Annotated in this window: 28 protein-coding genes; 11 read left to right on the forward strand and 17 right to left on the reverse strand. The window is 60.4% G+C overall.

Annotated features, from left to right (window positions below; all coding sequences use genetic code 11):
• Positions 1-31: 31 nt before the first annotated feature.
• From hisC to V3W27_RS23150, 10 genes are all read right to left on the reverse strand, one after another.
• Positions 32-1,084, reverse strand: a complete 1,053-nt coding sequence (hisC, locus tag V3W27_RS23105; protein ID WP_027610856.1) for a histidinol-phosphate transaminase — start codon at positions 1,082-1,084, stop codon at positions 32-34.
• 2 nt (positions 1,085-1,086) lie between these two features.
• Entirely contained in the window at positions 1,087-2,412 is a 1,326-nt protein-coding gene (gene hisD, locus V3W27_RS23110; RefSeq protein ID WP_027610855.1) for a histidinol dehydrogenase, read from the reverse strand.
• 125 nt (positions 2,413-2,537) lie between these two features.
• Positions 2,538-3,173: an ATP phosphoribosyltransferase gene (gene hisG, locus V3W27_RS23115; protein WP_007912384.1), complete on the reverse strand. Its 636-nt coding sequence runs from the start codon at positions 3,171-3,173 to the stop codon at positions 2,538-2,540.
• A 127-nt stretch (positions 3,174-3,300) separates the two neighbouring features.
• Positions 3,301-4,566 (reverse strand): UDP-N-acetylglucosamine 1-carboxyvinyltransferase, encoded by a 1,266-nt coding sequence (murA, locus tag V3W27_RS23120; RefSeq protein WP_027610854.1) that lies wholly within the window; start codon positions 4,564-4,566, stop codon positions 3,301-3,303.
• Between the two features lie 22 nt (positions 4,567-4,588).
• Positions 4,589-4,828 carry a BolA family protein gene (locus V3W27_RS23125; RefSeq protein WP_007953556.1) on the reverse strand — a complete coding sequence of 80 codons (240 nt, stop codon included), beginning with the start codon at positions 4,826-4,828 and terminating at the stop codon, positions 4,589-4,591.
• Positions 4,829-4,944: 116 nt separating this feature from the next.
• Positions 4,945-5,250, reverse strand: a complete 306-nt coding sequence (locus tag V3W27_RS23130; protein WP_027610853.1) for an STAS domain-containing protein — start codon at positions 5,248-5,250, stop codon at positions 4,945-4,947.
• A complete protein-coding gene (locus V3W27_RS23135) occupies positions 5,247-5,900 on the reverse strand; it encodes an MlaC/ttg2D family ABC transporter substrate-binding protein (RefSeq protein WP_027610852.1) in 654 nt (217 codons plus the stop codon). The genes V3W27_RS23130 and V3W27_RS23135 overlap by 4 nt, the downstream gene beginning before the upstream one ends.
• Before the next feature lie 11 nt (positions 5,901-5,911).
• Positions 5,912-6,379 carry an outer membrane lipid asymmetry maintenance protein MlaD gene (gene mlaD / locus V3W27_RS23140; RefSeq protein ID WP_007967220.1) on the reverse strand — a complete coding sequence of 156 codons (468 nt, stop codon included), beginning with the start codon at positions 6,377-6,379 and terminating at the stop codon, positions 5,912-5,914.
• Entirely contained in the window at positions 6,379-7,176 is a 798-nt protein-coding gene (mlaE, locus tag V3W27_RS23145; RefSeq protein WP_027610851.1) for a lipid asymmetry maintenance ABC transporter permease subunit MlaE, read from the reverse strand. The genes mlaD and mlaE overlap by 1 nt, the downstream gene beginning before the upstream one ends.
• A complete protein-coding gene (locus V3W27_RS23150; protein ID WP_003221703.1) occupies positions 7,176-7,985 on the reverse strand; it encodes an ATP-binding cassette domain-containing protein in 810 nt (269 codons plus the stop codon). Before V3W27_RS23150 ends, mlaE begins: the two co-directional genes overlap by 1 nt.
• A 274-nt stretch (positions 7,986-8,259) precedes the next feature.
• On the opposite strand from V3W27_RS23150, the gene V3W27_RS23155 reads away from it, so the two are divergent.
• The 10 genes from V3W27_RS23155 to V3W27_RS23200 all read left to right on the forward strand — a co-directional run bounded on the left by V3W27_RS23155 (position 8,260) and on the right by V3W27_RS23200 (position 15,289).
• Complete coding sequence (locus tag V3W27_RS23155; RefSeq protein WP_027610849.1) at positions 8,260-9,234, forward strand: KpsF/GutQ family sugar-phosphate isomerase; 975 nt, start codon at positions 8,260-8,262, stop codon at positions 9,232-9,234.
• Positions 9,234-9,758: a KdsC family phosphatase gene (locus V3W27_RS23160; protein ID WP_007967216.1), complete on the forward strand. Its 525-nt coding sequence runs from the start codon at positions 9,234-9,236 to the stop codon at positions 9,756-9,758. The genes V3W27_RS23155 and V3W27_RS23160 overlap by 1 nt, the downstream gene beginning before the upstream one ends.
• Positions 9,759-9,766: 8 nt before the next feature.
• Entirely contained in the window at positions 9,767-10,339 is a 573-nt protein-coding gene (gene lptC, locus V3W27_RS23165; RefSeq protein ID WP_027610848.1) for an LPS export ABC transporter periplasmic protein LptC, read from the forward strand.
• The gene (gene lptA / locus V3W27_RS23170; protein WP_096795357.1) at positions 10,326-10,871 is read left to right on the forward strand and encodes a lipopolysaccharide transport periplasmic protein LptA; all 546 of its coding nucleotides are present in this window, start codon (positions 10,326-10,328) and stop codon (positions 10,869-10,871) included. Before lptC ends, lptA begins: the two co-directional genes overlap by 14 nt.
• Entirely contained in the window at positions 10,871-11,596 is a 726-nt protein-coding gene (lptB, locus tag V3W27_RS23175; protein WP_007967211.1) for an LPS export ABC transporter ATP-binding protein, read from the forward strand. The genes lptA and lptB overlap by 1 nt, the downstream gene beginning before the upstream one ends.
• A 189-nt stretch (positions 11,597-11,785) precedes the next feature.
• Positions 11,786-13,279 (forward strand): RNA polymerase factor sigma-54, encoded by a 1,494-nt coding sequence (locus V3W27_RS23180; RefSeq protein WP_027610846.1) that lies wholly within the window; start codon positions 11,786-11,788, stop codon positions 13,277-13,279.
• 73 nt (positions 13,280-13,352) lie between these two features.
• On the forward strand, positions 13,353-13,661 hold the full coding sequence (hpf, locus tag V3W27_RS23185; RefSeq protein WP_025109458.1) for a ribosome hibernation-promoting factor, HPF/YfiA family: 309 nt from the start codon (positions 13,353-13,355) through the stop codon (positions 13,659-13,661).
• Positions 13,662-13,673: 12 nt separating this feature from the next.
• Positions 13,674-14,138, forward strand: coding sequence for a PTS IIA-like nitrogen regulatory protein PtsN (gene ptsN / locus V3W27_RS23190; protein ID WP_027610845.1), 465 nt, complete (start codon positions 13,674-13,676; stop codon positions 14,136-14,138).
• A gap of 2 nt (positions 14,139-14,140) precedes the next feature.
• Entirely contained in the window at positions 14,141-14,998 is an 858-nt protein-coding gene (gene rapZ, locus V3W27_RS23195) for an RNase adapter RapZ (RefSeq protein WP_027610844.1), read from the forward strand.
• A gap of 15 nt (positions 14,999-15,013) precedes the next feature.
• Positions 15,014-15,289, forward strand: a complete 276-nt coding sequence (locus V3W27_RS23200) for an HPr family phosphocarrier protein (RefSeq protein WP_027610843.1) — start codon at positions 15,014-15,016, stop codon at positions 15,287-15,289.
• A 62-nt stretch (positions 15,290-15,351) separates the two neighbouring features.
• On the opposite strand, the gene V3W27_RS23205 is transcribed toward V3W27_RS23200, so the two are convergent.
• The 6 genes from V3W27_RS23205 to pmbA form a co-directional block, all read right to left on the reverse strand.
• A complete protein-coding gene (locus V3W27_RS23205; RefSeq protein WP_330207645.1) occupies positions 15,352-16,245 on the reverse strand; it encodes a ZIP family metal transporter in 894 nt (297 codons plus the stop codon).
• Positions 16,246-16,275: 30 nt separating this feature from the next.
• Positions 16,276-16,887 (reverse strand): superoxide dismutase, encoded by a 612-nt coding sequence (locus tag V3W27_RS23210; protein WP_247267908.1) that lies wholly within the window; start codon positions 16,885-16,887, stop codon positions 16,276-16,278.
• A 1-nt stretch (position 16,888) separates the two neighbouring features.
• Positions 16,889-17,329, reverse strand: coding sequence for a hypothetical protein (locus tag V3W27_RS23215; RefSeq protein WP_007967199.1), 441 nt, complete (start codon positions 17,327-17,329; stop codon positions 16,889-16,891).
• Positions 17,330-17,356: 27 nt separating this feature from the next.
• Complete coding sequence (locus tag V3W27_RS23220; protein WP_330207646.1) at positions 17,357-18,733, reverse strand: class II fumarate hydratase; 1,377 nt, start codon at positions 18,731-18,733, stop codon at positions 17,357-17,359.
• Positions 18,714-19,121 (reverse strand): FagA protein, encoded by a 408-nt coding sequence (locus V3W27_RS23225; protein WP_123587254.1) that lies wholly within the window; start codon positions 19,119-19,121, stop codon positions 18,714-18,716. Before V3W27_RS23225 ends, V3W27_RS23220 begins: the two co-directional genes overlap by 20 nt.
• Before the next feature lie 248 nt (positions 19,122-19,369).
• Positions 19,370-20,716: a metalloprotease PmbA gene (gene pmbA / locus V3W27_RS23230; protein WP_442962674.1), complete on the reverse strand. Its 1,347-nt coding sequence runs from the start codon at positions 20,714-20,716 to the stop codon at positions 19,370-19,372.
• A gap of 108 nt (positions 20,717-20,824) precedes the next feature.
• Between pmbA and yjgA the strand changes: the two genes are divergently transcribed.
• Positions 20,825-21,349 carry a ribosome biogenesis factor YjgA gene (gene yjgA / locus V3W27_RS23235; protein WP_003221672.1) on the forward strand — a complete coding sequence of 175 codons (525 nt, stop codon included), beginning with the start codon at positions 20,825-20,827 and terminating at the stop codon, positions 21,347-21,349.
• Positions 21,350-21,400: 51 nt separating this feature from the next.
• Here the strand turns inward: yjgA and tldD are convergent, their stop codons facing one another.
• Positions 21,401-22,843, reverse strand: coding sequence for a metalloprotease TldD (tldD, locus tag V3W27_RS23240; RefSeq protein WP_007961588.1), 1,443 nt, complete (start codon positions 22,841-22,843; stop codon positions 21,401-21,403).
• Position 22,844 lies beyond the last annotated feature (1 nt).

The following is a 22,844-nucleotide window of genomic DNA, read 5'->3' on the forward strand; positions in this document are numbered from 1 at the left end:
TGGAGAGGGCTAGGGTGAGGGGCTTTGGCTTTTAGAGGTTGCCGAGACCGTCGATCAGCGCCTGATTCTGCTCCGGCGTACCGATCGAAATCCGCAGGAACTGGGCAATCCGCTCCTGCTTGAAGTGACGCACGATCACACCCTGCTCGCGCAGTTTGGCTGCCAGCCCTGCTGCATCGTGTTGCGGGTGACGGGCGAAGATGAAGTTCGCCGCCGACGGCAGCACCTCAAAGCCCTTGGCCTGCAATTGCGCGATGACCCACTCACGGCTCTCGATCACCAGACGGCAGGTCTTGTCGAAATACTCGCGATCCTCGAACGCTGCCGCCGCACCGACAATGGCCAGGCGATCCAGCGGATAGGAGTTGAAGCTGTTCTTGATCCGCTCCAGCGCTTCGATCAGATCCGGATGACCCACCGCCAGACCAACGCGCAGCCCGGCCAGCGAGCGCGACTTGGACAGCGTCTGGGTCACCAGCAGATTCGGATAACGATCCACCAGACTGATCGCAGTTTCGCCGCCGAAGTCGATATAAGCCTCGTCCACCACAACCACCGAATCCGGGCTGGCCTTGAGGATCTGCTCGACCGCTTCCAGTGCCAGCAGGCAACCGGTCGGTGCGTTCGGATTGGGGAAAATGATCCCGCCGTTCGGTTTGGCGTAGTCCGCCGGGTTGATCTGGAACTGCGCGTCCAGCGGCACGGCATCGAACTGGATGCCGTACAGACCGCAATACACCGGATAGAAGCTGTAGCTGATGTCCGGGAACAGCAGCGGCTGCTCGTGTTGCAGCAGACCGTGAAAGATGTGCGCCAGCACTTCGTCCGAACCGTTGCCGAGGAACACTTGATTGCTCTGCACGCCGTAGTAGTTAGCGACGGCGTTTTTCAGCAGATCGCTATTCGGGTCCGGGTACAGACGCAGGTTGTCGTTGAGTTCGGTCTGCATCGCCGCCAGGGCTTTTGGCGACGGGCCGTAGGGGTTTTCGTTGGTGTTGAGCTTGACCAGTTTGGTCAGCTTTGGCTGTTCGCCCGGCACATACGGCACCAGATCCTTGACGAACGGGCTCCAGAATTTACTCATGATCAGTTCCCCTTCTGCTCAGCTTTGATGCGGTATTCGGCGCTGCGTGCGTGCGCACTCAGGGATTCGCCACGGGCCAGCACCGAAGCGGTCTTGCCCAGCTCGGAAGCACCGGCCTCGGAGCAGAAGATGATCGACGAACGTTTCTGGAAGTCGTACACACCCAGCGGCGAGGAGAACCGCGCGGTGCCAGAGGTCGGCAACACGTGGTTCGGACCAGCGCAGTAGTCGCCCAGCGCCTCGGAGGTGTGACGGCCCATGAAGATCGCACCGGCGTGACGGATCTGCGGCAGCCAGGCTTGCGGATCAGCGACCGACAGCTCCAAGTGTTCCGGGGCGATACGGTTGGCGACTTCGATGGCTTGCGCCATGTCGCGCACATGAATCAGTGCACCGCGACCATTGATCGAGGTTTCGATAATGGTTGCACGGTCCATGGTCGGCAGCAGTTTGTCGATGCTCGCAGCGACCTTGTCGAGGAATTCGGCGTCCGGGCTGACTAGAATTGCCTGCGCGTCTTCGTCGTGCTCGGCCTGGGAGAACAGATCCATGGCGATCCAGTCCGGATCGGTCTGGCCGTCGCACACCACAAGGATTTCCGACGGGCCGGCGATCATGTCGATGCCGACCTGACCGAACACGTGACGCTTGGCGGTGGCCACATAGATGTTGCCCGGGCCGACGACCTTGTCCACCTGCGGCACGCTTTCAGTGCCGTAAGCCAGCGCGGCAACCGCTTGCGCACCGCCGATGGTGAACACCCGGTCAACGCCGGCAATGCACGCCGCCGCCAGCACCAGTTCATTGAGCTCACCGCGCGGGGTCGGCACGACCATGACCACTTCGGTCACGCCGGCGACCTTGGCCGGAATCGCGTTCATCAACACCGAAGACGGGTACGACGCCTTGCCGCCCGGTACGTACAGGCCGGCGCGATCCAGCGGCGTGACCTTCTGCCCGAGTACGGTGCCGTCGGCCTCGGTGTAGCTCCAGGAGTCCTGTTTCTGTTTTTCGTGATAGCTGCGCACCCGCGCCGCGGCTTTTTCCAGCGCTTCGCGCTGTGCCACGGTGATGCGGGTCAGGGCCAGTTCCAGACGCTCGCGCGGCAGGATCAGGTCAGCCATCGAGGCGACTTCGAGGCCGTCGAACTTCTGGGTGAACTCGACCAGCGCCGCGTCACCGCGCTCGCGCACCGCCTTGATGATGTCCAGCACGCGCTGATTGACCGAGTCGTCAGACACACTTTCCCAGCTCAGCAGATGATCCAGATGATGCGCGAAATCCGGGTCAGCAGCGTTGAGTCGGCGAATTGCAGTCGGTGCGGTCATAGCGAGAGCCTCATAGGAATGGCAAAAACTCAGGCGCCCTAACTTAGCAGTCGTTTCCGCTTGGGCACCTGAGATTCTGGCTATGAGGCGGATAGACGGGCGCGACTCAAGGTCGCGCAGGTGAATCAGCCGCGGTGTCGCGATTCCACTGCGTTGCGCAGGGTATCGATCAACGCCTGGATTCGGGCGTGTTGCATCTTCATCGAAGCCTTGTTGACCACCAGGCGCGAGCTGATCGTGGCGATCAGTTCCTGAGGTTCCAGGCCGTTGGCGCGCAGGGTGTTGCCGGTGTCGACCACGTCGATGATCTTGTCGGCCAGACCGATCAGCGGCGCCAGCTCCATCGAGCCGTAGAGCTTGATGATGTCGACCTGACGACCCTGTTCGGCGTAGTAACGCTTGGCAACGTTGACGAATTTGGTCGCCACGCGCAGACGGCCCTTGGGTTCCGGCGCACCGATCTTGCCGGCGGTCATCAGCTTGCACTGGGCAATCTGCAGATCCAGCGGCTCGTACAGGCCCTGGCCGGTGTATTCCATCAACACGTCTTTACCGGCGACGCCGAGGTCGGCCGCGCCATGCTCGACATAGGTCGGCACGTCGGTGGCACGCACGATCAACAGACGTACGTCATCCTGAGTGGTGGGGATGATCAGCTTGCGGCTCTTGTCCGGATTCTCGGTCGGCACGATGCCGGCTTCAGCGAGAAGCGGCAGAGTGTCGTCAAGGATGCGGCCCTTGGACAGTGCGATGGTCAACATGGGAAACGTCAGTCCTTATCAAGGTACTCATGTCCGGTCGCAATCGGCGCCGGACACACATCGAGCCGGATACCGGCTCGACTCGAAACAAATTCAGTGGACACGTCCCTGTGTCCGCATGCAGCAATCAGCCCGGAACGCGACGGATCTTGGCGCCCAGCATCTGCAGTTTTTCTTCGATGCACTCGTAACCACGGTCTATGTGGTAGATGCGGTCGATCAGGGTGTCGCCTTCGGCCACCAGTGCCGAGATCACCAGGCTGGCCGAAGCACGCAGGTCGGTGGCCATCACTGGCGCGCCCTTCAGGACTTCAGTACCGGTGACGATCGCGGTGTTGCCTTCGACCTGGATCCTGGCGCCCATGCGGTGCAGTTCGTACACGTGCATGAAACGGTTTTCGAAGATCGTCTCGATCACTGCACCGGTGCCTTCGGCAATGGCGTTGAGCGAGATGAACTGCGCCTGCATGTCGGTCGGGAACGCCGGGTACGGCGCGGTACGCACGTTGACCGCTTTCGGGCGCTTGCCGTGCATGTTCAGCTCGATCCAGTCTTCACCGCAGGTGATTTCCGCACCGGACTCACGGAGCTTTTCCAGGACCGCTTCAAGAATGGTCGGATCAGTGTCCTTGACCTTCACGCGGCCACCGGTGACCGCAGCGGCCACCAGGTAGGTGCCGGTTTCGATACGGTCGGGCATGACTTTGTAGAAGCACGAACCCAGACGCTCGACGCCATCGATGGTGATGGTGTCGGTACCGGCGCCGGATACCTTGGCGCCCATGGCGTTGAGGAAGTTCGCCAGGTCAACCACTTCAGGCTCGCGCGCAGCGTTCTGCAGCACGCTGCGACCCTTGGCCAGGGCGGCTGCCATCATGATGTTTTCGGTACCGGTCACGCTGACGGTATCGAAGAAGAAGTGCGCACCGCGCAGACCGCCTTCAGGCGCCTTGGCCTTGATGTAGCCGCCTTCGACGTCGATCACCGCGCCCATGGCTTCGAGGCCACGAATGTGCAGGTCGACCGGACGCGAACCGATGGCGCAACCGCCAGGCAGGGCGACTTCGGCTTCACCGAAACGCGCAACCATCGGGCCCAGTACCAGGATCGAGGCACGCATGGTTTTCACCAGTTCGTACGGCGCGATCAGGGTCTTGATGGTGCGTGGGTCGATTTCGACGCTGAGCTTCTCGTCGATCACCGGCTCGATGCCCATGCGACCGAACAGCTCGATCATGGTGGTGATGTCGTGCAGGTGCGGCAGGTTGCCAACGGTCACCGGGCCATCGCACAGCAGGGTGGCAGCCAGAATCGGCAGGGCGGAGTTCTTCGCCCCGGAGATACGGATTTCGCCATCAAGACGAACGCCACCGGTAATAATCAATTTATCCATAAGAATCTCGACGCCCTAGGGCTCAGGTGCGCTCGGCCCAGGCCGCGCTGCTGAAAAATTTCATAGTGACCGCGTGGATGCTGCCATCGGCGATCCAAGGGTTCAAATGGGCATAGATGCTTTGCTGACGCTTGACCGGGCTCAACGCCGCCAGTTCATCACTAATCACGTTCAGCTGGAAGTTGCAGCCTTCGCCTTCAACTTCCACCTGCGTTCCTGGCAGCTTTCCTTCAAGGAAGCTCTTCACTTCTACGGCCTGCATGCTCAACCTCAATCGGCGCCCTGTGCGCACGGGTCGGACATCATACAAAAAAGCCCCGCGCCTGCGAACCCCGCATTGGCAGGACTCTGACGGGGGGCTTGTTTATCGATGCGGGTTCAGGGGTGCGCCAGCAACTCGGTCAGTTCACTGACCTGAGCGATTTCGCGCATGTCTTCCGGCATCGCACGGATGCTGACGGCCTTGCCGGCCGCCTGGGCATCGCGCATGAAGCACAGCAGCAAGGACAAGCCGACGCTGCTGGACTTCTTCACTGCCGAGCAATCGATGACCAGCGATGCCGCCTTGCTGGACTTGATCAGCGCCTGGCCTTCCTTGCGCAGGTCGGGACCTGTGCGATAGTCCAGCACTCCGCTGAGCAATAGCTCGTCGACATCACTCATACGAACTGCCGCCTCATTCATTGCGCTGGCTTCTCGGCAGCTTTCTCGGTGGTTTCCTTGGCCTTGGCCACTTCGCCAGCCCAATTGTTGATGGTCTTGTCCAGATCGTTGCCATTGCGCTGCATCGCGTCGGCGAACTGATCACGGAACAGCTTGCCGATGTTGATGCCGTTGATGATCACGTTGCGCAGTTTCCACTCGCCGTTGATCTTCTCCAGCGTGTACTGCACAGGGTAGATCGCGCCGTTGTTGCCCTTGACGGTCATGCCGACGCTGGTGCGATCGCCGGACTCATCCTTGGCAGGATCAACGGTAATGCCCTGGTTGTTGTATTCGAGCAAGGCATTGCCATAGAACTGGAACAGACCGCGCTTGAAGTTCTCCTGGAAGGTCTGCATCTGCGCGGGCGTGGCCTTGCGCGAATACTTGACCGTCATGATGCTTTTGGAAATGCCTTCGGCGTCCACCACAGGTCCGACGATGGTGTTCAGCGCCGTGTAGAAATCCTGCGGATCCTTCTTGTACTTCTCTTTATTGGCCGACAAGTCGGCCAGCATCCGGTTCGTGGTGTCCTGAATCAGGTCGTGCGCCGACTGTCCGGGCGCAGCGCTAGCCAGCATCGGCAGTGCCGCAAGCAACACCAATAGGCCACGTCGCAAGGTAGAGATCATTCAAAAGCTCCTCATTTGGCGTCTTTGCTAACGGTATTGAGCAGGAATTTACCGATCAGGTCTTCCAGTACCAGAGACGACTGGGTGTCGTGGATGGTTCCACCATCCTTCAGACGGGTGTCTTCGCCGCCCACGCTGATACCGATGTACTTCTCGCCCAACAGGCCAGCGGTCAGGATAGACGCTGTGGAGTCGGTCGGCAGGTTGTCGACCTTTTTATCCACTTGCAGGGTTACCCGACCGGTGAAGCTGTCGCGATCCAGATCGATGGCCGTGACCTTGCCGATGGTTACGCCAGCCATGGTCACTTTGGCTCTGACCGTCAAACCGGCGATATTGTCGAAGTAGGCATACAGTTTATAGGTGTCGGTGGTCGAGGTCGGAGACAGGCCACTGACCCGCAAAGCCAGTAGCAACAAAGCCAGGATCCCTGCCAGCAGGAACAGGCCGACACCGATTTCCAGGGTGCGGTTTTGCATCAGAAATCTCCAAACATCAAAGCGGTCAGAATAAAGTCCAGGCCCAGTACCGCCAGCGAGGCGAATACCACGGTCTTGGTGGTGGCGCGACTGATGCCCTCGGAAGTGGGCTCACAGTCGTAGCCTTGGAAAACGGCGATCCAGGTCACGACGAAGGCGAAAACGACACTTTTGATGACGCCGTTGAGCACATCGCTGGTGAAGTTCACGCTGTTCTGCATGTTCGCCCAGTAGGAGCCTTCATACACGCCAAGCCAGTCGACAGCCACCCACGAACCGCCCCAGATTCCCACCACGCTGAAAATCATCGCCAGCACCGGCAGGGAAATGAAACCGGCCCACAGACGCGGGGCAATAATGTATTTGAGCGGATCGACACCGATCATTTCCAGGCTGGAAAGCTGTTCGGTGGACTTCATGTTGCCAATTTCTGCGGTCAGCGCCGAACCGGCACGCCCGGCAAACAGCAACGCCGTCACGACAGGCCCCAGTTCACGCAGCAACGTCAGGGCCACCATCTGCCCCACCGCCTGCTCCGAACCGTAGCTCGACAGAATACTGAAGCCCTGCAGCGCCAGCACCATGCCGATGAAAATCCCCGACACGACGATGATCACCAGCGACATCACGCCGACCGAATGCAACTGCTTGACCAGCAGGCCGAAACCGCCGCTGATACCGCCACGACCGAGCAGGGCGTGAAACAGGAACAGGGTCGCGCGGCCAAACACCGCGACGGCGTCGATCGCCGCCTCGCCGAACCGGCGTACGCGTTCTATCAATGAAATTCTGCGCATCAGCGCTTCCCCAGAAGATCTGCGCGGTAATCCGTCGCTGGAAAATGATACGGCACCGGGCCATCGGGGTTGCCGGTCATGAACTGGCGAATACGCGGTTCATCCGAGTTCATCAATTCGTCCGGCGTGCCCTGACCCAGCACCTGACCATCACCCACTACATAGATGTAGTCGGCGATGCTCGCGGTTTCGGCCAGATCGTGGGAGACCACGATACTGGTGATCCCCAGCGCATCGTTGAGCAGACGGATCAGGCGTACCAGCACGCCCATGGCGATCGGATCCTGGCCGACGAAAGGCTCGTCATACATGAGAATCTGCGGATCGAGCGCAATCGCCCGGGCCAGGGCGACCCGACGCTTCATGCCGCCGGACAGCTCGTCGGGCATCAGCTCGATGGCACCGCGCAAACCGACCGCCTGCAATTTGAGCAGGACGATGTCGCGGATCATTTCATCCGGCAATTGGGTATGAACGCGCAGGGGGAAAGCGACGTTCTCGAAGACATCGAGATCGGTGAACAGCGCGCCGCTTTGAAACAGCACGCCCATGTGCTTGCGCGCATCGAACAGATCACTGCGCGACAGCGTCGGCAGGTTCTGGCCGTTGACCCAGACTTCGCCGCTGGAAGGACGCAACTGTGCACCCATCAAGCGCAACAAAGTGGTCTTGCCGCACCCGGAAGGTCCCATGATGCCGGTAACCTTGCCACGCGGGATGCGAATATCGACGTTATTGAAAATGCTGCGCGCACCGCGCTTGAAGGAGACTCCCTTCAGCTCGACCGCGTAGGCGTTATCGGCACTCATCTAAACTCCTTGCGATGCAGCCTCTCACTCGGACGCCTGGCTTTCCGCAGAAAGCACATACCTCCCGGGCAGGCCGAACTGGCGGCGAACTATATCACTGCAAACGCCAAGCGCCCAAGGCCCCGCCCCTCCGCGTTCAACGATATGACAGGCCTGATGGCACTTTTTCGGGGTTTTGCTGACGCGGAATGACAAAGCACGACGAACTTGCGTGAGGCTTTTCAACATAACCGCTATAATCGCCGCCTTTTCATCGGGCTATACGATTTCTGACATGAGCCAATCCAGCGACCTGATTCAATCGGCACAACGCACCATCCGCCTCGAAGTGGAAGCCGTACAAGGCTTGTTGCCCCATATCGACGCCGATTTCGTACGCGCTTGCGAGATGATTCTGGCCAGCAAAGGCCGTGTGGTCGTGGTCGGCATGGGCAAATCCGGGCACGTCGGCAACAAGATTGCCGCGACCCTGGCCAGCACCGGCACCCCGGCATTTTTCGTCCACCCGGCCGAAGCCAGCCATGGCGACATGGGCATGATCACCCGCGACGACGTGATCCTCGCCCTCTCCAACTCCGGCTCGACCAACGAAATCGTCACCCTGCTGCCATTGATCAAGCGCCTCGGCATCCAGTTGATCAGCCTCACCGGCAATCCGCAGTCGCCGCTGGCCAAAGCTGCCGAAGTCAATCTCAACGTTCATGTCGAACACGAAGCCTGCCCGCTGAACCTGGCACCGACTTCCTCGACCACCGCCGCGCTGGTCATGGGCGATGCCCTGGCCGTGGCGCTGCTGGAAGCGCGTGGTTTCACCGCCGAAGATTTTGCCTTTTCACACCCGGGCGGCGCTCTGGGTCGACGCCTGCTGCTGAAAGTGGAAAACGTCATGCATGCCGGGCAAGAGCTGCCGCAAGTGCAGCGCGGCACCCTGCTCAAGGACGCGCTCATGGAAATGACCCGCAAGGGTCTGGGCATGACCGCGATCGTTGAAGCCGATGGCAAACTGGCCGGAATCTTCACCGACGGCGATTTGCGCCGCACGCTGGACCGCAGCATCGACATCCGCAGCGCCACCATCGACCAGGTCATGACCGCACACGGCAAGACCGCACGGCCCGAGATGCTCGCCGCCGAAGCCCTGAAAATCATGGAAGACCACCGAATCAACGCACTGGTTGTCGTGGACGAAGAAGATCGCCCGATCGGCGCCTTCAACCTCTCCGATCTGCTGCGTGCAGGAGTGATGTAATGACCACCGATCTGCTGCAACGCGGCAAAGCGATCAAACTGGCGGTGTTCGACGTCGACGGCGTCCTCACCGACGGGCGCCTGTACTTCCTCGAAGACGGCAGCGAATTCAAGACCTTCAACACCCTCGACGGCCAGGGTATCAAGATGCTGATGAATGCCGGTGTCGAGACTGCCATCATCAGTGGCCGCAAGACCCCGGTGGTTGAACGCCGGGCGAAGAACCTCGGTATCCCGCACCTGTTTCAGGGTCGCGAAGACAAATTGGTGGTTCTGGACGGCCTGCTGGCGCAACTGGGCCTAAGCTATGAACAGGTCGCCTACTTGGGTGACGACCTGCCTGACTTGCCGGTGATCCGCCGCGTAGGCCTGGGCATGGCCGTTGCCAATGCTGCCGACTTCGTGCGCGAACACGCCCATGGCGTCACTCGGGCCCGCGGTGGCGAAGGTGCCGCTCGTGAATTCTGCGAATTGATCCTGCGCGCCCAGGGCCGCCTCGATGCGGCCAACGCCGCGTACCTGTGAGCCAAATCATGTTTAGCAAAAAATTTCGCAACTTCCTGCTGTTCGGCTGCATCGCTGCGATGTTTGCGGCGGTCGGCTACTGGAACATCAGTCCGGAACGTTTCCTCGACAAGCCTGTGGCCAAGGTCGAAGACACTGCCATCGACTGGTACGCCACCAATACGCATACCCTGCAATATCTGCCGGACGGCAAAGTGCAGTACGAAATGACGTCGGACAAGGCCGAACACCTGAAAGCGACGGATGTGACTCTGGTTACCAAACCCGACCTCAACATGTATCGCGGCACCGAGTTTCCGTGGCACGTGACCAGCGAGCGCGGTGAAGTGAATCCGGACGGAACGCAGGTAGAATTGATCGACTCGGTACGCATCAAGCGCACCGATGAAAAGAAACGCGACACCCTGATCACCAGCACACGCATGACGGTGTTCCCTCAGCAGCAATATGCGCAGACCGAGCAACCCGTTAGAATCGACGGCGCTGGCGGTGTATCGACTGGCGTGGGAATGAAGGCGTATTTGAAGGAAAGCAGGATACACCTGCAATCGAACGTAAGAGGACAGTATGAGGCTCGTTAAAACCCTCCCTATTTTGCTCAGTCTGGGCGCAGCACTGGGAAGCGTGAGCGCCTGGGCTCTGCCGAACGATCAGCAGCAACCTATCCGCATTCAGGCCGACGACGCCCAGCTGGACGACAAGAACGGCATCGCCACCTATAAAGGTGATGTGATCATCACCCAGGGCTCGATGATCGTTAAGGGCAATACGGTGACCATCACCCGTACTCCGACCGGCGATATCGACGTGGTGACCTCGGTGGGCAACCTTGCCTACTTCGAGCAACTGCAAACCCAGGGTGACGCCAAGCCTGTTCAGGGCTGGGGCGTGACGATTCAGTACCACGCCGCGCAAAACCGCGTCGTGCTGATCGACAAGGCCAAGGTTGTCGACAAGGACAACAACACCACTCAGGGCGAGAAAATCGTCTATGACACGGTGAAGAAACTGGCCAGTGCCGGTCGCGCTACCGGCAGCAAAGTCACCGAAGCACGTCCGCGTATCGACATGGTGATCCAGCCGAAGAAGAAAACCGACGAGAAAACCCAGTAATGGCAACTCTGAAAGCTCAACACCTGGCCAAGGCCTATAAAAGCCGCCAGGTTGTGCGCGACGTCAGCCTGTCGATCGACAGCGGCCAGATCGTTGGCCTGCTCGGCCCGAACGGCGCCGGCAAGACCACCTGCTTCTACATGATCGTCGGTCTGGTGCAGGCCGATCAGGGTCGCGTACTGATCGATGATCTGGACGTCAGCCATCAGCCGATGCACGGCCGTGCCAAGGCCGGTATCGGCTATCTGCCGCAAGAAGCGTCGATCTTCCGCAAATTGTCGGTGGCCGATAACATCATGGCCATCCTCGAAACCCGCACGGAACTCGACAAGGCCGGTCGTCGCAAGGAACTGGAAAGCCTGCTGCAGGAATTCCACATCAGCCACATCCGCGACAACCTCGGCATGAGCCTGTCCGGCGGTGAACGCCGCCGGGTGGAAATTGCCCGCGCCTTGGCGACCGCACCGAAATTCATCCTGCTCGACGAACCGTTCGCCGGTGTCGACCCGATTTCGGTCGGCGACATCAAGCAGATCATCCATCACCTCAAGGCCAAGGGCATCGGTGTTCTTATCACCGACCACAACGTGCGTGAGACCCTGGATATCTGCGAAACCGCCTACATCGTCAACGACGGTCAACTGATCGCCGAAGGCGATGCTGCGACCATCCTTGCCAACGATCTGGTGAAGGAAGTGTACCTGGGCCACGAATTCCGCCTCTGAAGCGCGATCGCATTCGGCCAGCCGTTTGGGCGCTGTAACGTTGAAGCTGGTTTTTTATACGCTTTTATTGTTACAGCGCTCTAGGCAAACACGACAGTTTCAGGCATATAATTTGCTTAAGTTTGGCGCTCCGGCGCCCTGTAGTGGATGGCGCATGCGCGCCGGCGAATAAGGTGTTAAGCCCCTGCCATGAAACCATCGCTAGTCTTGAGAATGGGCCAGCAGCTGACGATGACACCGCAGCTGCAACAGGCCATCCGCCTGCTCCAATTGTCGACCCTGGACCTGCAACAGGAAATCCAGGAGGCCCTGGAATCCAATCCGATGCTCGAACGCCAGGAAGAAGGCGACGACTTCGACAATACCGATCCTTTGGCCGACAACGCCGAACAAAAACCCAACACCGACATTCAGGAACCGTCCTATCAGGAAGCCGCCCCGACGGTGGACAATCTGGAAGATGGCGAATGGAACGAGCGCATTCCTAACGAACTGCCCGTTGATACCGCCTGGGAAGACGTCTACCAGACCAGCGCCAGCAGCCTGCCCAGCAGCGATGACGACGAGTGGGACTTCACCACCCGCACGTCCGCTGGCGAAAGCCTGCAAAGCCATCTGCTGTGGCAATTGAACCTGGCGCCGATGTCCGACACCGACCGCCTGATCGCCGTGACCCTGATCGATTGCATCAACAATCAGGGCTACCTGGACGAAACCCTCGAAGAAATTCTCGACGCCTTTGATCCGGAGCTCGACATCGAGCTGGACGAGATCGAAGCCGTTCTGCACCGCATTCAGCAGTTCGAACCGGCCGGTATCGGCGCGCGCAACCTCGGCGAATGCCTGCTGCTGCAACTGCGTCAGCTCCCGGCCAAGACCCCGTGGCTCAACGAAGCCAAACGTCTGGTCAGCGATTACATCGATCTGCTCGGCAGTCGCGACTACAGCCAGTTGATGCGGCGTATGAAGCTCAAGGAAGACGAGTTGCGTCAGGTCATCGAACTGGTGCAAAGCCTCAATCCGCGTCCGGGCTCGCAGATCGAATCGACCGAAGCCGAGTACGTGGTGCCCGACGTCATTGTGCGCAAGGATAACGAACGCTGGCTGGTCGAGCTGAATCAGGAGTCAGTGCCCCGTCTGCGGGTTAACGCGCAGTACGCCGGTTTCGTCCGTCGCGCCGACACCAGCGCCGACAACACCTTCATGCGCAACCAGTTGCAAGAGGCACGCTGGTTCATCAAGAGCCTGCAAAGCCGCAACGAAACCCTGATGAAGGTGGCCACCCAGATCGTCGAGCATCAGCGCGGCTTCCTGGAGTATGGCGATGAAGCCATGAAGCCGTTGGTCCTGCATGACATCGCCGAGGCGGTCGGCATGCACGAATCGACGATTTCCCGGGTCACCACGCAGAAATTCATGCATACCCCGCGCGGTATTTATGAACTGAAATACTTTTTCTCAAGCCACGTCAGCACCTCCGAAGGCGGTGAATGCTCGTCGACGGCGATCCGCGCGATCATCAAAAAACTGGTTGCGGCGGAAAATCAGAAAAAGCCGTTGAGTGACAGCAAGATCGCTGGTTTACTGGAGGCACAAGGCATTCAGGTGGCTCGCCGCACCGTCGCCAAGTACCGCGAATCCCTCGGGATCGCGCCTTCGAGCGAACGCAAGCGGTTGATGTAAGCCACGTTACAGCGTTCCAGTGGCAGGCTCTTCGGCCTGCCGCTTTATGCACTGGCAACGAAGGAGAAGCTGTATGCAAGTCAACATCAGTGGACACCAACTGGAAGTGACCGAACCTCTGCGCACCTACATCAACGAGAAACTCGAACGATTGGAGCGCCATTTCGACAAGATCACCAACGTGCAAGTCACGATGTGCGTCGAAAAGCTCAAGCAGAAAATCGAAGCCACCTTGCATATACCCGGCAGCGAAGTGGTCGCCAACGCAGAAGATACCGACATGTACGCTGCGATCGACTCACTGACCGACAAGCTGGATCGCCAACTCAAAAAGCATAAGGAAAAGACCCAGAGCCTCCTTCAGGGCGCGACAGGTCGTTAACACTCCCAACCCATGATCCGACTTGAAAGTATCCTGACCCCCGGCCGTTCCCTGGTGAACGTGCCGGGCGGCAGTAAAAAGAAAGCCCTCGAACAGATTGCCAACCTCATCCATAAAGAAGTGCCGGATCTGGCCATGCAGGATGTTTTCGAGAGCCTGGTAGCCCGTGAGAAACTCGGATCCACCGGTTTCGGCAACGGCATCGCCATTCCCCACTGTCGCCTCAAAGGCTGCGAAGCGCCTATCAGCGCGTTGATGCACCTTGATGCCCCCATCGATTTCGATGCCATTGACGGCGCACCGGTCGACCTGCTGTTTGTACTGCTGGTCCCGGAAGCGGCCACCGATGCCCACCTGGAATTACTGCGCCAGATCGCCAGCATGCTCGATCGCAAGGAAGTGCGCGAAAAACTGCGCAGCGCACCGAGCAACGAAGCCTTGTATCAGGTCGTCCTGAGCGAGCAGAACGGTCATTAATCATGCGTTTGATCATCGTCAGCGGCCGCTCCGGCTCGGGTAAAAGTACCGCCCTGAATGTCCTTGAGGACAACGGCTACTACTGCATCGACAACCTGCCGGCCGGTCTGCTGCCGGAGCTCGCCGAACGCGCCCTGATTCACACCGAACTGGCCCAGCCGCTGGTGGCCGTGTCGATCGATGCACGCAATCTGCCGAGCCACCTGTCGCGTTTCCCCGAACTGCTTGAAGAAGTCCGTGCCCGGCACATCCAGTGCGATGTGCTGTATCTGGATGCCGACGAAGAAACCCTGCTCAAGCGCTTCTCGGAAACCCGCCGGCGCCATCCATTGAGCACTGCCAACCGCTCGCTGGCCGAAGCGATCGAAGATGAAACCGCCCTGCTCGGCCCGATCGCCGACCTGGCCGACCTCAAGGTCAACACCACCAATCTGAATCTGTACCAGTTGCGTGACACCATCAAACTGCGCCTGCTGAACCAGCCGGAGCCGGGTACGGCGTTTCTGGTCGAGTCGTTCGGCTTCAAGCGCGGCATGCCGGTGGACGCGGATCTGGTGTTCGATGTGCGCTGCCTGCCCAATCCTTACTGGAAACCGGAACTGCGTGCACAATCGGGTCTCGACGCACCGGTCGCCGAGTACCTGGCTGCACAACCGGAGGTTGAGGAGATGTTCCAGGACATCTACGGCTACCTGTACAAATGGCTGCCACGTTTTGCCGCGAGCAACCGCGCCTACGTCACCATTGCCATTGGCTGCACCGGCGGGCATCACCGCTCCGTTTACCTGACCGAACGCCTGGGTCAGGCCCTGCAGAAAACCCTGAAGAACGTCCAGGTTCGCCACCGCGACCTCACTTAAAGGATTCACACCGCGATGCCTGCTCGTGAAATCGAAATCATCAACAAATTGGGTCTGCATGCCCGGGCATCGGCCAAATTCGTCGGCGTGGCCGGCAAGTTTCCGGAGACCACGATAAGAGTCGGTCGCACACCCGAGACAGCAGTAGACGGCAAAAGCATCATGGCGATGATGATGCTCGCGGCCGGCAAGGGCACCAAGATCCATTTGAGCACCGAAGGCGAACAGGCTGAGGAGGCCATGGTTGCTTTGGTGGAGCTGATCAACAACTACTTCGATGAAGGGGGCTGACAGCCCAGCACCGAAGATCGCAGCCTTGGCAACAGCTGCCGCAGGCTGCGATCTTTTGATATTCAACCCAACGCCGTATCCATCACCATCATCAGACAAAACCCGATCAGCAAGCCAAGACTGGCCAGCTTGTCATGACCATTGCGGCGCGATTCCGGAATGACTTCGTGCGTCACCACCAGCAACATCGCCCCCGCCGCCAGCGCCAGCCCCAACGGCAATAACAGCTCCGCCAGACTGACCAGCCAGGCACAGAGCAGTGCAAACACCGGTTCGACCAGTCCTGACGCCGCGCCGATCAAGAATGCCTTGACCCGCGACATTCCTGCCCCCGCCAGTACCAGCGCAATCACCAATCCCTCTGGCACATCCTGCAAGGCGATGCCCATCGCCAGACTGTCGGCATCCGGCATGCCGCCGCCAGCGGACACCCCCACCGCCATGCCTTCCGGGATGTTGTGAGCAATGATGGCGAAGACGAACAGCCAGATGCGCGGCGGAATCACCGGGTGCTCGGGGGTACCGACGAGCATTTCCGGTGAGGCGCCGGACAGTTTCAGATCCACCAGATACAAACCGAATGCACCGAGCATGATGCCGAAGCAAATCAGCCCGCTGGCGGCCCATGGTGTCAGGCCCAGACTTTCGGCAGCAGCGATGCCCGGCACGATCAGCGAAAACGCGGTCGCCGCCAGCATCACGCCGGCGCCGAAACCCAGTAGCGTATCGCTGAGCCTCTGCGGCATACGCCGGATCACCAGCACCGGCACCGCGCCGAGCGCCGTGCCGAGGGCGCAGATCGCGCCGCCCTGCAATGCGCGTGACAATCGCGGCTGCAGATCCAGCCATTCCAGCCCGTGCACGGCCAGCAGGGTCATGCCCGCCAGCAGCAACAGCGACCCGACCGCGTAACGAAACATACGCCCACCGCCAATCGCCAGTGTTTCAGTGCCCATAGTCAGCCCTGGATTGTTTTTATAGAAGACTTAAACCAGTGCAGCCTGGTAGCGCGCAGCAACTTCCGGCCAGTTGATCACGTTGTAGAACGCGTTGATGTATTCCGGGCGACGGTTCTGATAAAGCAGGTAATAGGCGTGTTCCCAAACATCCAGACCGAGAATCGGCGTGTTGCCGTTCATCAACGGGCTGTCCTGATTGCCGCTACTTTCCACGACCAGTTTTTTCTCCGGGGTCACGCTGAGCCAGGCCCAGCCGCTGCCGAAACGGGTCAACGCGGCTTTGGTGAAGGCTTCCTTGAAGCTGTCGAGGCCGCCCAGTTGCGCCTCGATGGCCTTGGCCAGCGCGCCGTCCGGCTTGCCACCGCCGTTGGGTACCATGACTTCCCAGAACAACGAATGGTTGGCATGCCCGCCGCCCTGGTTGATCACCGCCGCGCGAAGTTTTTCCGGCAACTGCTGAACGCTGGCGACCAGTTTTTCCACCGGCCATTCGGCGTACTCGGTGCCTTCGACGGCGGCATTGAGGTTGTTGATGTAGGTCTGGTGATGCTTGGTGTAGTGGATTTCCATGGTTTGCGCATCGATGTGCGGTTCCAGGGCGTCGTAGGCGTACGGCAAGGCAGGCAAGGTAAAAGCCATTTCAGTGGACTCCATGATGATGTGAGGCTGACGCGCGGCGTGCGTTGCCGGTGTCCGGGTGCAGCAGGCGCTGGGTGCGCGGGTATTCGCCATGCTCGCTGATGAAGTTCAGCAGTTCGACGTAGGTCTTGCTGCTCTGGCGCAACGCCGCTTCACGCAGTGCTGGACGCAGGCGCTCGTCCTGCATGGTCTGCAACAGCCGTTGATGAATCGCGCAGAGGTACTCCGCACTTTCCTCCGGCTGATTCAGGCGCAAATGCAGATCCGCGAGGTTGTGGTGGGAGATGACGCACGCCGCCACCGCTTCGTCGGCGTCCGCCCAGCGTTCGAACAGTACTTGCGCCAGGGCCAGGGCTTGCAGATAAGCCTCGCGGGCATCAATCAGCTCGCCCAGCATGAAGCAGCGATTGGCCCGTTCGATCGTGCGTTTCCAGTGCTCCATGGTGAGCCTCCAAAGCGGTTGCGGGGTTTACACGCCGCCGGCGGTGAGTTTCTCGGGGTTGAGCAACTCTTCCAGTTGGCTGCGCGACAGGTCGGTGTGTTCCAGCGCGACGTCGATCACCGGACGCCCCTGTTTGTAGGCCTGCTTGGCGATTTCGGCGGCTTTCTGGTAGCCGATGATCGGGTTGAGCGCGGTGACCAGAATCGGATTACGCGACAGCGCTTCTTTGAGCCGCGACTCATTGACCTTGAAGCTGGCGATGGCCTTGTCGCCGAGCAGACGACTGGCATTGGCCAGCAGTTCGATGCTGTTCAGCAGGTTCTGGGCGATGATCGGCAGCATCACGTTCAGTTCGAAATTGCCCGACTGGCCGGCGATGGTGACCACCGAATCGTTACCGATCACTTGTGCGGCGACCATGGCGGTGGCTTCCGGGATCACCGGATTCACCTTGCCCGGCATGATCGACGAACCCGGTTGCAGGGCTTCCAGTTCGATCTCGCCAAGGCCGGCGAGCGGACCGGAGTTCATCCAGCGCAGGTCGTTGGCGATTTTCATCAGCGACACGGCGGTGGCCTTGAGCTGACCGGAGACGGCGACGGCGGTGTCCTGCGAGCCGATCAGGGCGAACAGATCCTTGCCCGGAGTGAATTGCACATTCGTCAGTTGGCTGAGCTGGCGGCTGAAACGCGCGGCGAATTCCGGATGCGCGTTGATCCCGGTGCCGACCGCCGTACCGCCCTGCGCCAGCGATTGCAGGCTCGGCAGTAAATCCTGCAGATGACCGATGTTGGCCTTGAGCTGCTGCGCCCAGCCATTGAGCACCTGGCTCATGCGCACCGGCATCGCGTCCATCAAGTGCGTACGGCCGGTTTTGACGTGGTGGTGCACCTGATCGGCTTTGTTTTCGATGACCTGCACCAGATGCAACAGCGCCGGCAGCAGTTGTTCGTGCAACGCCAACGCCGCGCTGACGTGGATGGTGGTCGGAATGATGTCGTTGCTGCTCTGGCCGCAGTTGACGTGATCGTTCGGGTTGACCGGCTCGCCGAGCAGGCGGCTGGCGAGGGTCGCAATCACTTCGTTGGCGTTCATGTTGGAGCTGGTGCCGGAGCCGGTCTGGAAGATATCCACCGGAAAATGCTGCATGAAATCGCCTTCGAGCAGGCCTTGCGCGGCATCGCTGATGGCCTTGCCCTGGCCGGCGCTGAGCTGGTTGAGTTCGACGTTGGCCCGCGCCGCGGCGGCTTTGGCGAGGATCAGCGCACGGATGAAGTGCCTCGGCATCGGTTGGCCGCTGATCGGGAAGTTATCCACTGCGCGCTGGGTCTGCGCGCCGTAGAGAGCGTCCACCGGCACCTGCAATTCGCCCATGCTGTCGCGCTCAATACGTGTCTTGGTCATCGGTAAATCCTTGGACTAATTCAATGAGAGGAATCGAGGGAAGCAACTCGCAGGTCGCCAGTTGCCAGGTGTAGCGCTGCCAGCGCTGGAGCCGACAGTTGCACAGCGACAGACGCTCCATTTCACGCAACGGACGCCAGGCTTGATCGAGACACAGGCTGCGCCAGTGCCACGGCAACGCGATGTCGGTGGCTGTGTCGAGCAGCAGACGGAAGGAGGTTTCAGCGATGGTCCACGGGGAAGTCGCCGTACAGCAGGCCAGATAACGGCCTTCGGCCAGGTAATGTTCGATCAGGCGCGGCTCGTCAGGATCCATCGCGCAACGGATCTGGCGACTCATCCAGCGCCAGCTTTCGAGGTACGGCTGCTCGTGCAAGGCAGAACTCATGATCCGGGGCTCGTTCGGAGATGAGATTTATTATTAGATGATAATGAGAACCAAAACAAGAGCACCTGGTTACACAGACTCCATTGTAGGAGCGAGCCTGCTCGCGAAGGCGTCGTGTCAGTCGCCGCTGCAGTAGGCTGCTATCGCTTTCGCGAGCAGGCTCGCTCCCACAAGGTTTTGTGTGGGGCCATGAAAAAAGGCGCGCCACCCGATGAGGTGGCGCGCCTTTCTTGTCTGACCGCTGGGGCTTAGCTGCCCGCGACAGTCATCCGGTCGATCAGCACCGAACCCGTGCGAATATTGCTACGCAACTCCAGGTCATTACCGACTGCAACGATCTGCTTGAACATGTCGCGCATGTTGCCGGCGATGGTCACTTCCTGCACCGCGAACTGGATTTCGCCGTTCTCGACCCAGAACCCCGCCGCCCCACGCGAATAGTCGCCGGTGACCATGTTCAAGCCATGGCCCATCAACTCGGTAACCAACAGGCCACGGCCCATGCGTTTCAACAGCGCCGCCTGATCTTCATCACCGTGAGTGACGAACAGGTTGTGCACGCCCCCCGCGTTGGCGGTGCTCGGCATGCCGAGTTTGCGCCCCGAGTACGTGCCGAGGATGTACGACACCAACTCGCCCTTCTCGACGAACGGTTTGGCGTAGGTGGCCAGACCATCACCGTCGTAGGACGCACTGCCCATGGCGCGCATCAGGTGCGGACGCTCATCGATGGTCAGCCATTCCGGAAACAGCTTCTGCCCCAGCGTGCCTTCGAGGAACGACGATTTGCGATACAGACTGCCGCCGGAAACCGCCGACAGGAAGCTGCCGAACAAGCCGCCCGCCAGTTCAGCGGAAAACAGCACCGGCACTTCGCAGGTCGGTACCGGACGCGCGCCCAGACGGCTCGCGGCACGTTGCGCGGCACGCTGGCCGATGCTCACCGGATCCGCCAGCAGGCTGCCCTGACGATTGACGTCATACCAGTAATCGCGCTGCATCTGGCCATCGGCTTCGGCGATCATCACGCAGCTCAGGCTGTGCCGGGTCGACGCGTAACCGCCGATGAAACCGTGGCTGTTGCCATACACACGGCAGCCCTGATGGGTGCTGAGGGTGGTGCCGTCGGCGTTCTTGATTCGCGCATCGGCGTCGAACGCCGCCGCTTCACAGAGCAACGCCTTCTCGATCGCCTGCTCCGGGGTGATGTCCCATTCGTGGAACAGGTCGAAATCCTGCACATCCCTGGCCATCAGCGCGGCATCGGCGAGGCCCGAGGCTTCGTCTTCAGAGGTATGTTTGGCGATCGCCAGTGCAGCGGCAACGGTTTCACGAATCGCGTCCGGCCCGGTGGCGGACGTGCTGGCCGAGCCTTTGCGCTGGCCGACGTACAGGGTGATGCCAAAGCCCTGGTCGCGATTGAATTCGACCGTCTCGACCTCACGCTGGCGCACCGACGTCGACAAACCCTGCTCCAGCGACACCGCGACTTCGCAGGCACTGGCGCCCTGACGCTTGGCTTCGGCGATGATCTGCTCGACCTGTTCCTGCAGTGCCGGCAATGCTTGCGGGCCGACGCTTTGAACTGCACTCATGCTCATCTCCACTCAAATTCTGCTTTCGGCTGGGGTCATCGAGCGACCGGGCCGGACAAGCGGCCCCCGACTGGTTATCATGGCGGCGTTTCTTTGCGGACTGCCACCATGGTTGATTCTTACGACGACTCCCTCGATACGGGAGAAAAAAGCAAATCACAGGTCAAACGCGAGCTGCATGCTCTGGTTGACCTTGGCGAGCGCCTTACAACACTCAAGCCCGACTTGCAGGCAAAACTGCCATTGACCGACGCCTTGCGCCGGGCCCTGGCTGATGCGCCGAAGCACACCGCGAACATCGCGCGTAAACGGCACCTGCAGTTCATCGGCAAACTGATGCGCGATCAGGACACTGACGCGATTCTGGTCCTGCTCGATCAACTCGATGCCTCCACCCGTCAGTACAACGAGCGTTTCCACAACCTCGAACGCTGGCGTGACCGCCTGATCGCCGGTGACGATGCCGTGCTGGAGAAATTCGTCGTCGAATACCCCGACGCCGATCGCCAGCAACTGCGTTCCCTGATCCGTCAGGCTCAGCACGAGGTTGCGCAAAACAAACCTCCTGCTTCCAGCCGCAAGATCTTCAAGTACATCCGTGAGCTGGACGATACCCAACGCGGCCTGCGTTGATACTCGCCATCGGGTGGCCGCCCTGCGCGCCACCCGCAGCTCCACCTCTTTTTATGCGCCCGTGCCACCCACGGTAATCGCATCGATCTTCAGCGTCGGCTGACCGACACCCACCGGCACCGACTGCCCGTCCTTGCCGCACGTGCCCACACCGCTGTCCAGCGCCAGATCATTACCGACCATCGACACCCGGCTCATCGCCTCGGGGCCGTTGCCGATCAACGTCGCGCCCTTGACCGGTGCGGTAATCTTGCCGTCCTCGATCAGGTACGCCTCGCTGGTGGAGAACACGAACTTGCCGCTGGTAATGTCGACCTGACCGCCGCCGAGGTTGGCGCAGTAGATGCCCTTCTTCACCGAAGCGATGATTTCCGCCGGATCGCTCTCGCCACCCAACATGTAAGTGTTGGTCATGCGCGGCATCGGCAGATGCGCGTAGGACTCGCGACGACCGTTGCCGGTACGGGCTACGCCCATCAGGCGTGCGTTGAGCTTGTCCTGCATGTAACCCTTGAGCACGCCGTTTTCGATCAGCGTGGTGCACTCGGTCGGTGTGCCTTCGTCGTCGACGCTCAGCGAACCGCGACGACCGCTCAACGTGCCGTCATCGACAATGGTGCAGAGCTTGGAGGCAACCATTTCGCCCATCCGCCCGCTGTAGGCCGAACTGCCCTTGCGGTTGAAGTCGCCTTCCAGACCGTGACCGACCGCTTCGTGCAGCAGCACACCGGACCAGCCCGAACCGAGGACGACAGGCAAGGTGCCGGCCGGTGCCGGAATCGCTTCCAGATTCACCAGCGCCTGACGCAGTGCTTCACGGGCATAGCCCATGGCACGGTCTTCGGCGAGGAAATAACGGTAGTCGGTACGCCCGCCGCCGCCATGTCCGCCGCGCTCGCGACGCCCATTCTGCTCGACGATCACGCTGACGTTGAAACGTACCAGCGGACGCACATCAGCGGCCAGGCCACCGTCGGTGGACGCCACCAGAATCCGTTCCCAGACCCCGGCCATGCTCACGCTGACCTGCTGAATCCGTGGATCGAGGGCGCGGGTGGCGACGTCGATGCGCTTGAGCAGCTCGACTTTCTCGGCGCGGCTCAACACTTCCAGCGGATTGTCCGGCGCATACAACTGCGCGACATCCTGAGTGCTGAACGCCTGCACCGTGCCGTTCTGCCCGGCGCGGGAGATCGAGCGGGCGGCACGGGCCGCAGCGCCCAGGGCTTCGAGGGTGATCGCGTTGCTGTAGGCAAAACCGGTTTTCTCGCCGGACTGCGCACGCACGCCAACACCTTGGTCGAGGTTGAAGCTGCCTTCCTTGACGATACCGTCTTCCAGCGACCACGACTCGGAGATCTGGCCCTGGAAATACAGATCGGCAGCATCGATGCCCGGGCCGGCCAGATCGCCGAGCACACCTTGCAGGCTCTCGATGGTCACGCCGCCGGGCGCCAACAGGTGATCACTGACTGAGGACAACAACTCGCTCATA

Origin of the sequence: Pseudomonas sp. AM14(2022) (assembly GCF_036346455.1) — a bacterium.
GTDB lineage: Bacteria > Pseudomonadota > Gammaproteobacteria > Pseudomonadales > Pseudomonadaceae > Aquipseudomonas > Aquipseudomonas putida_A.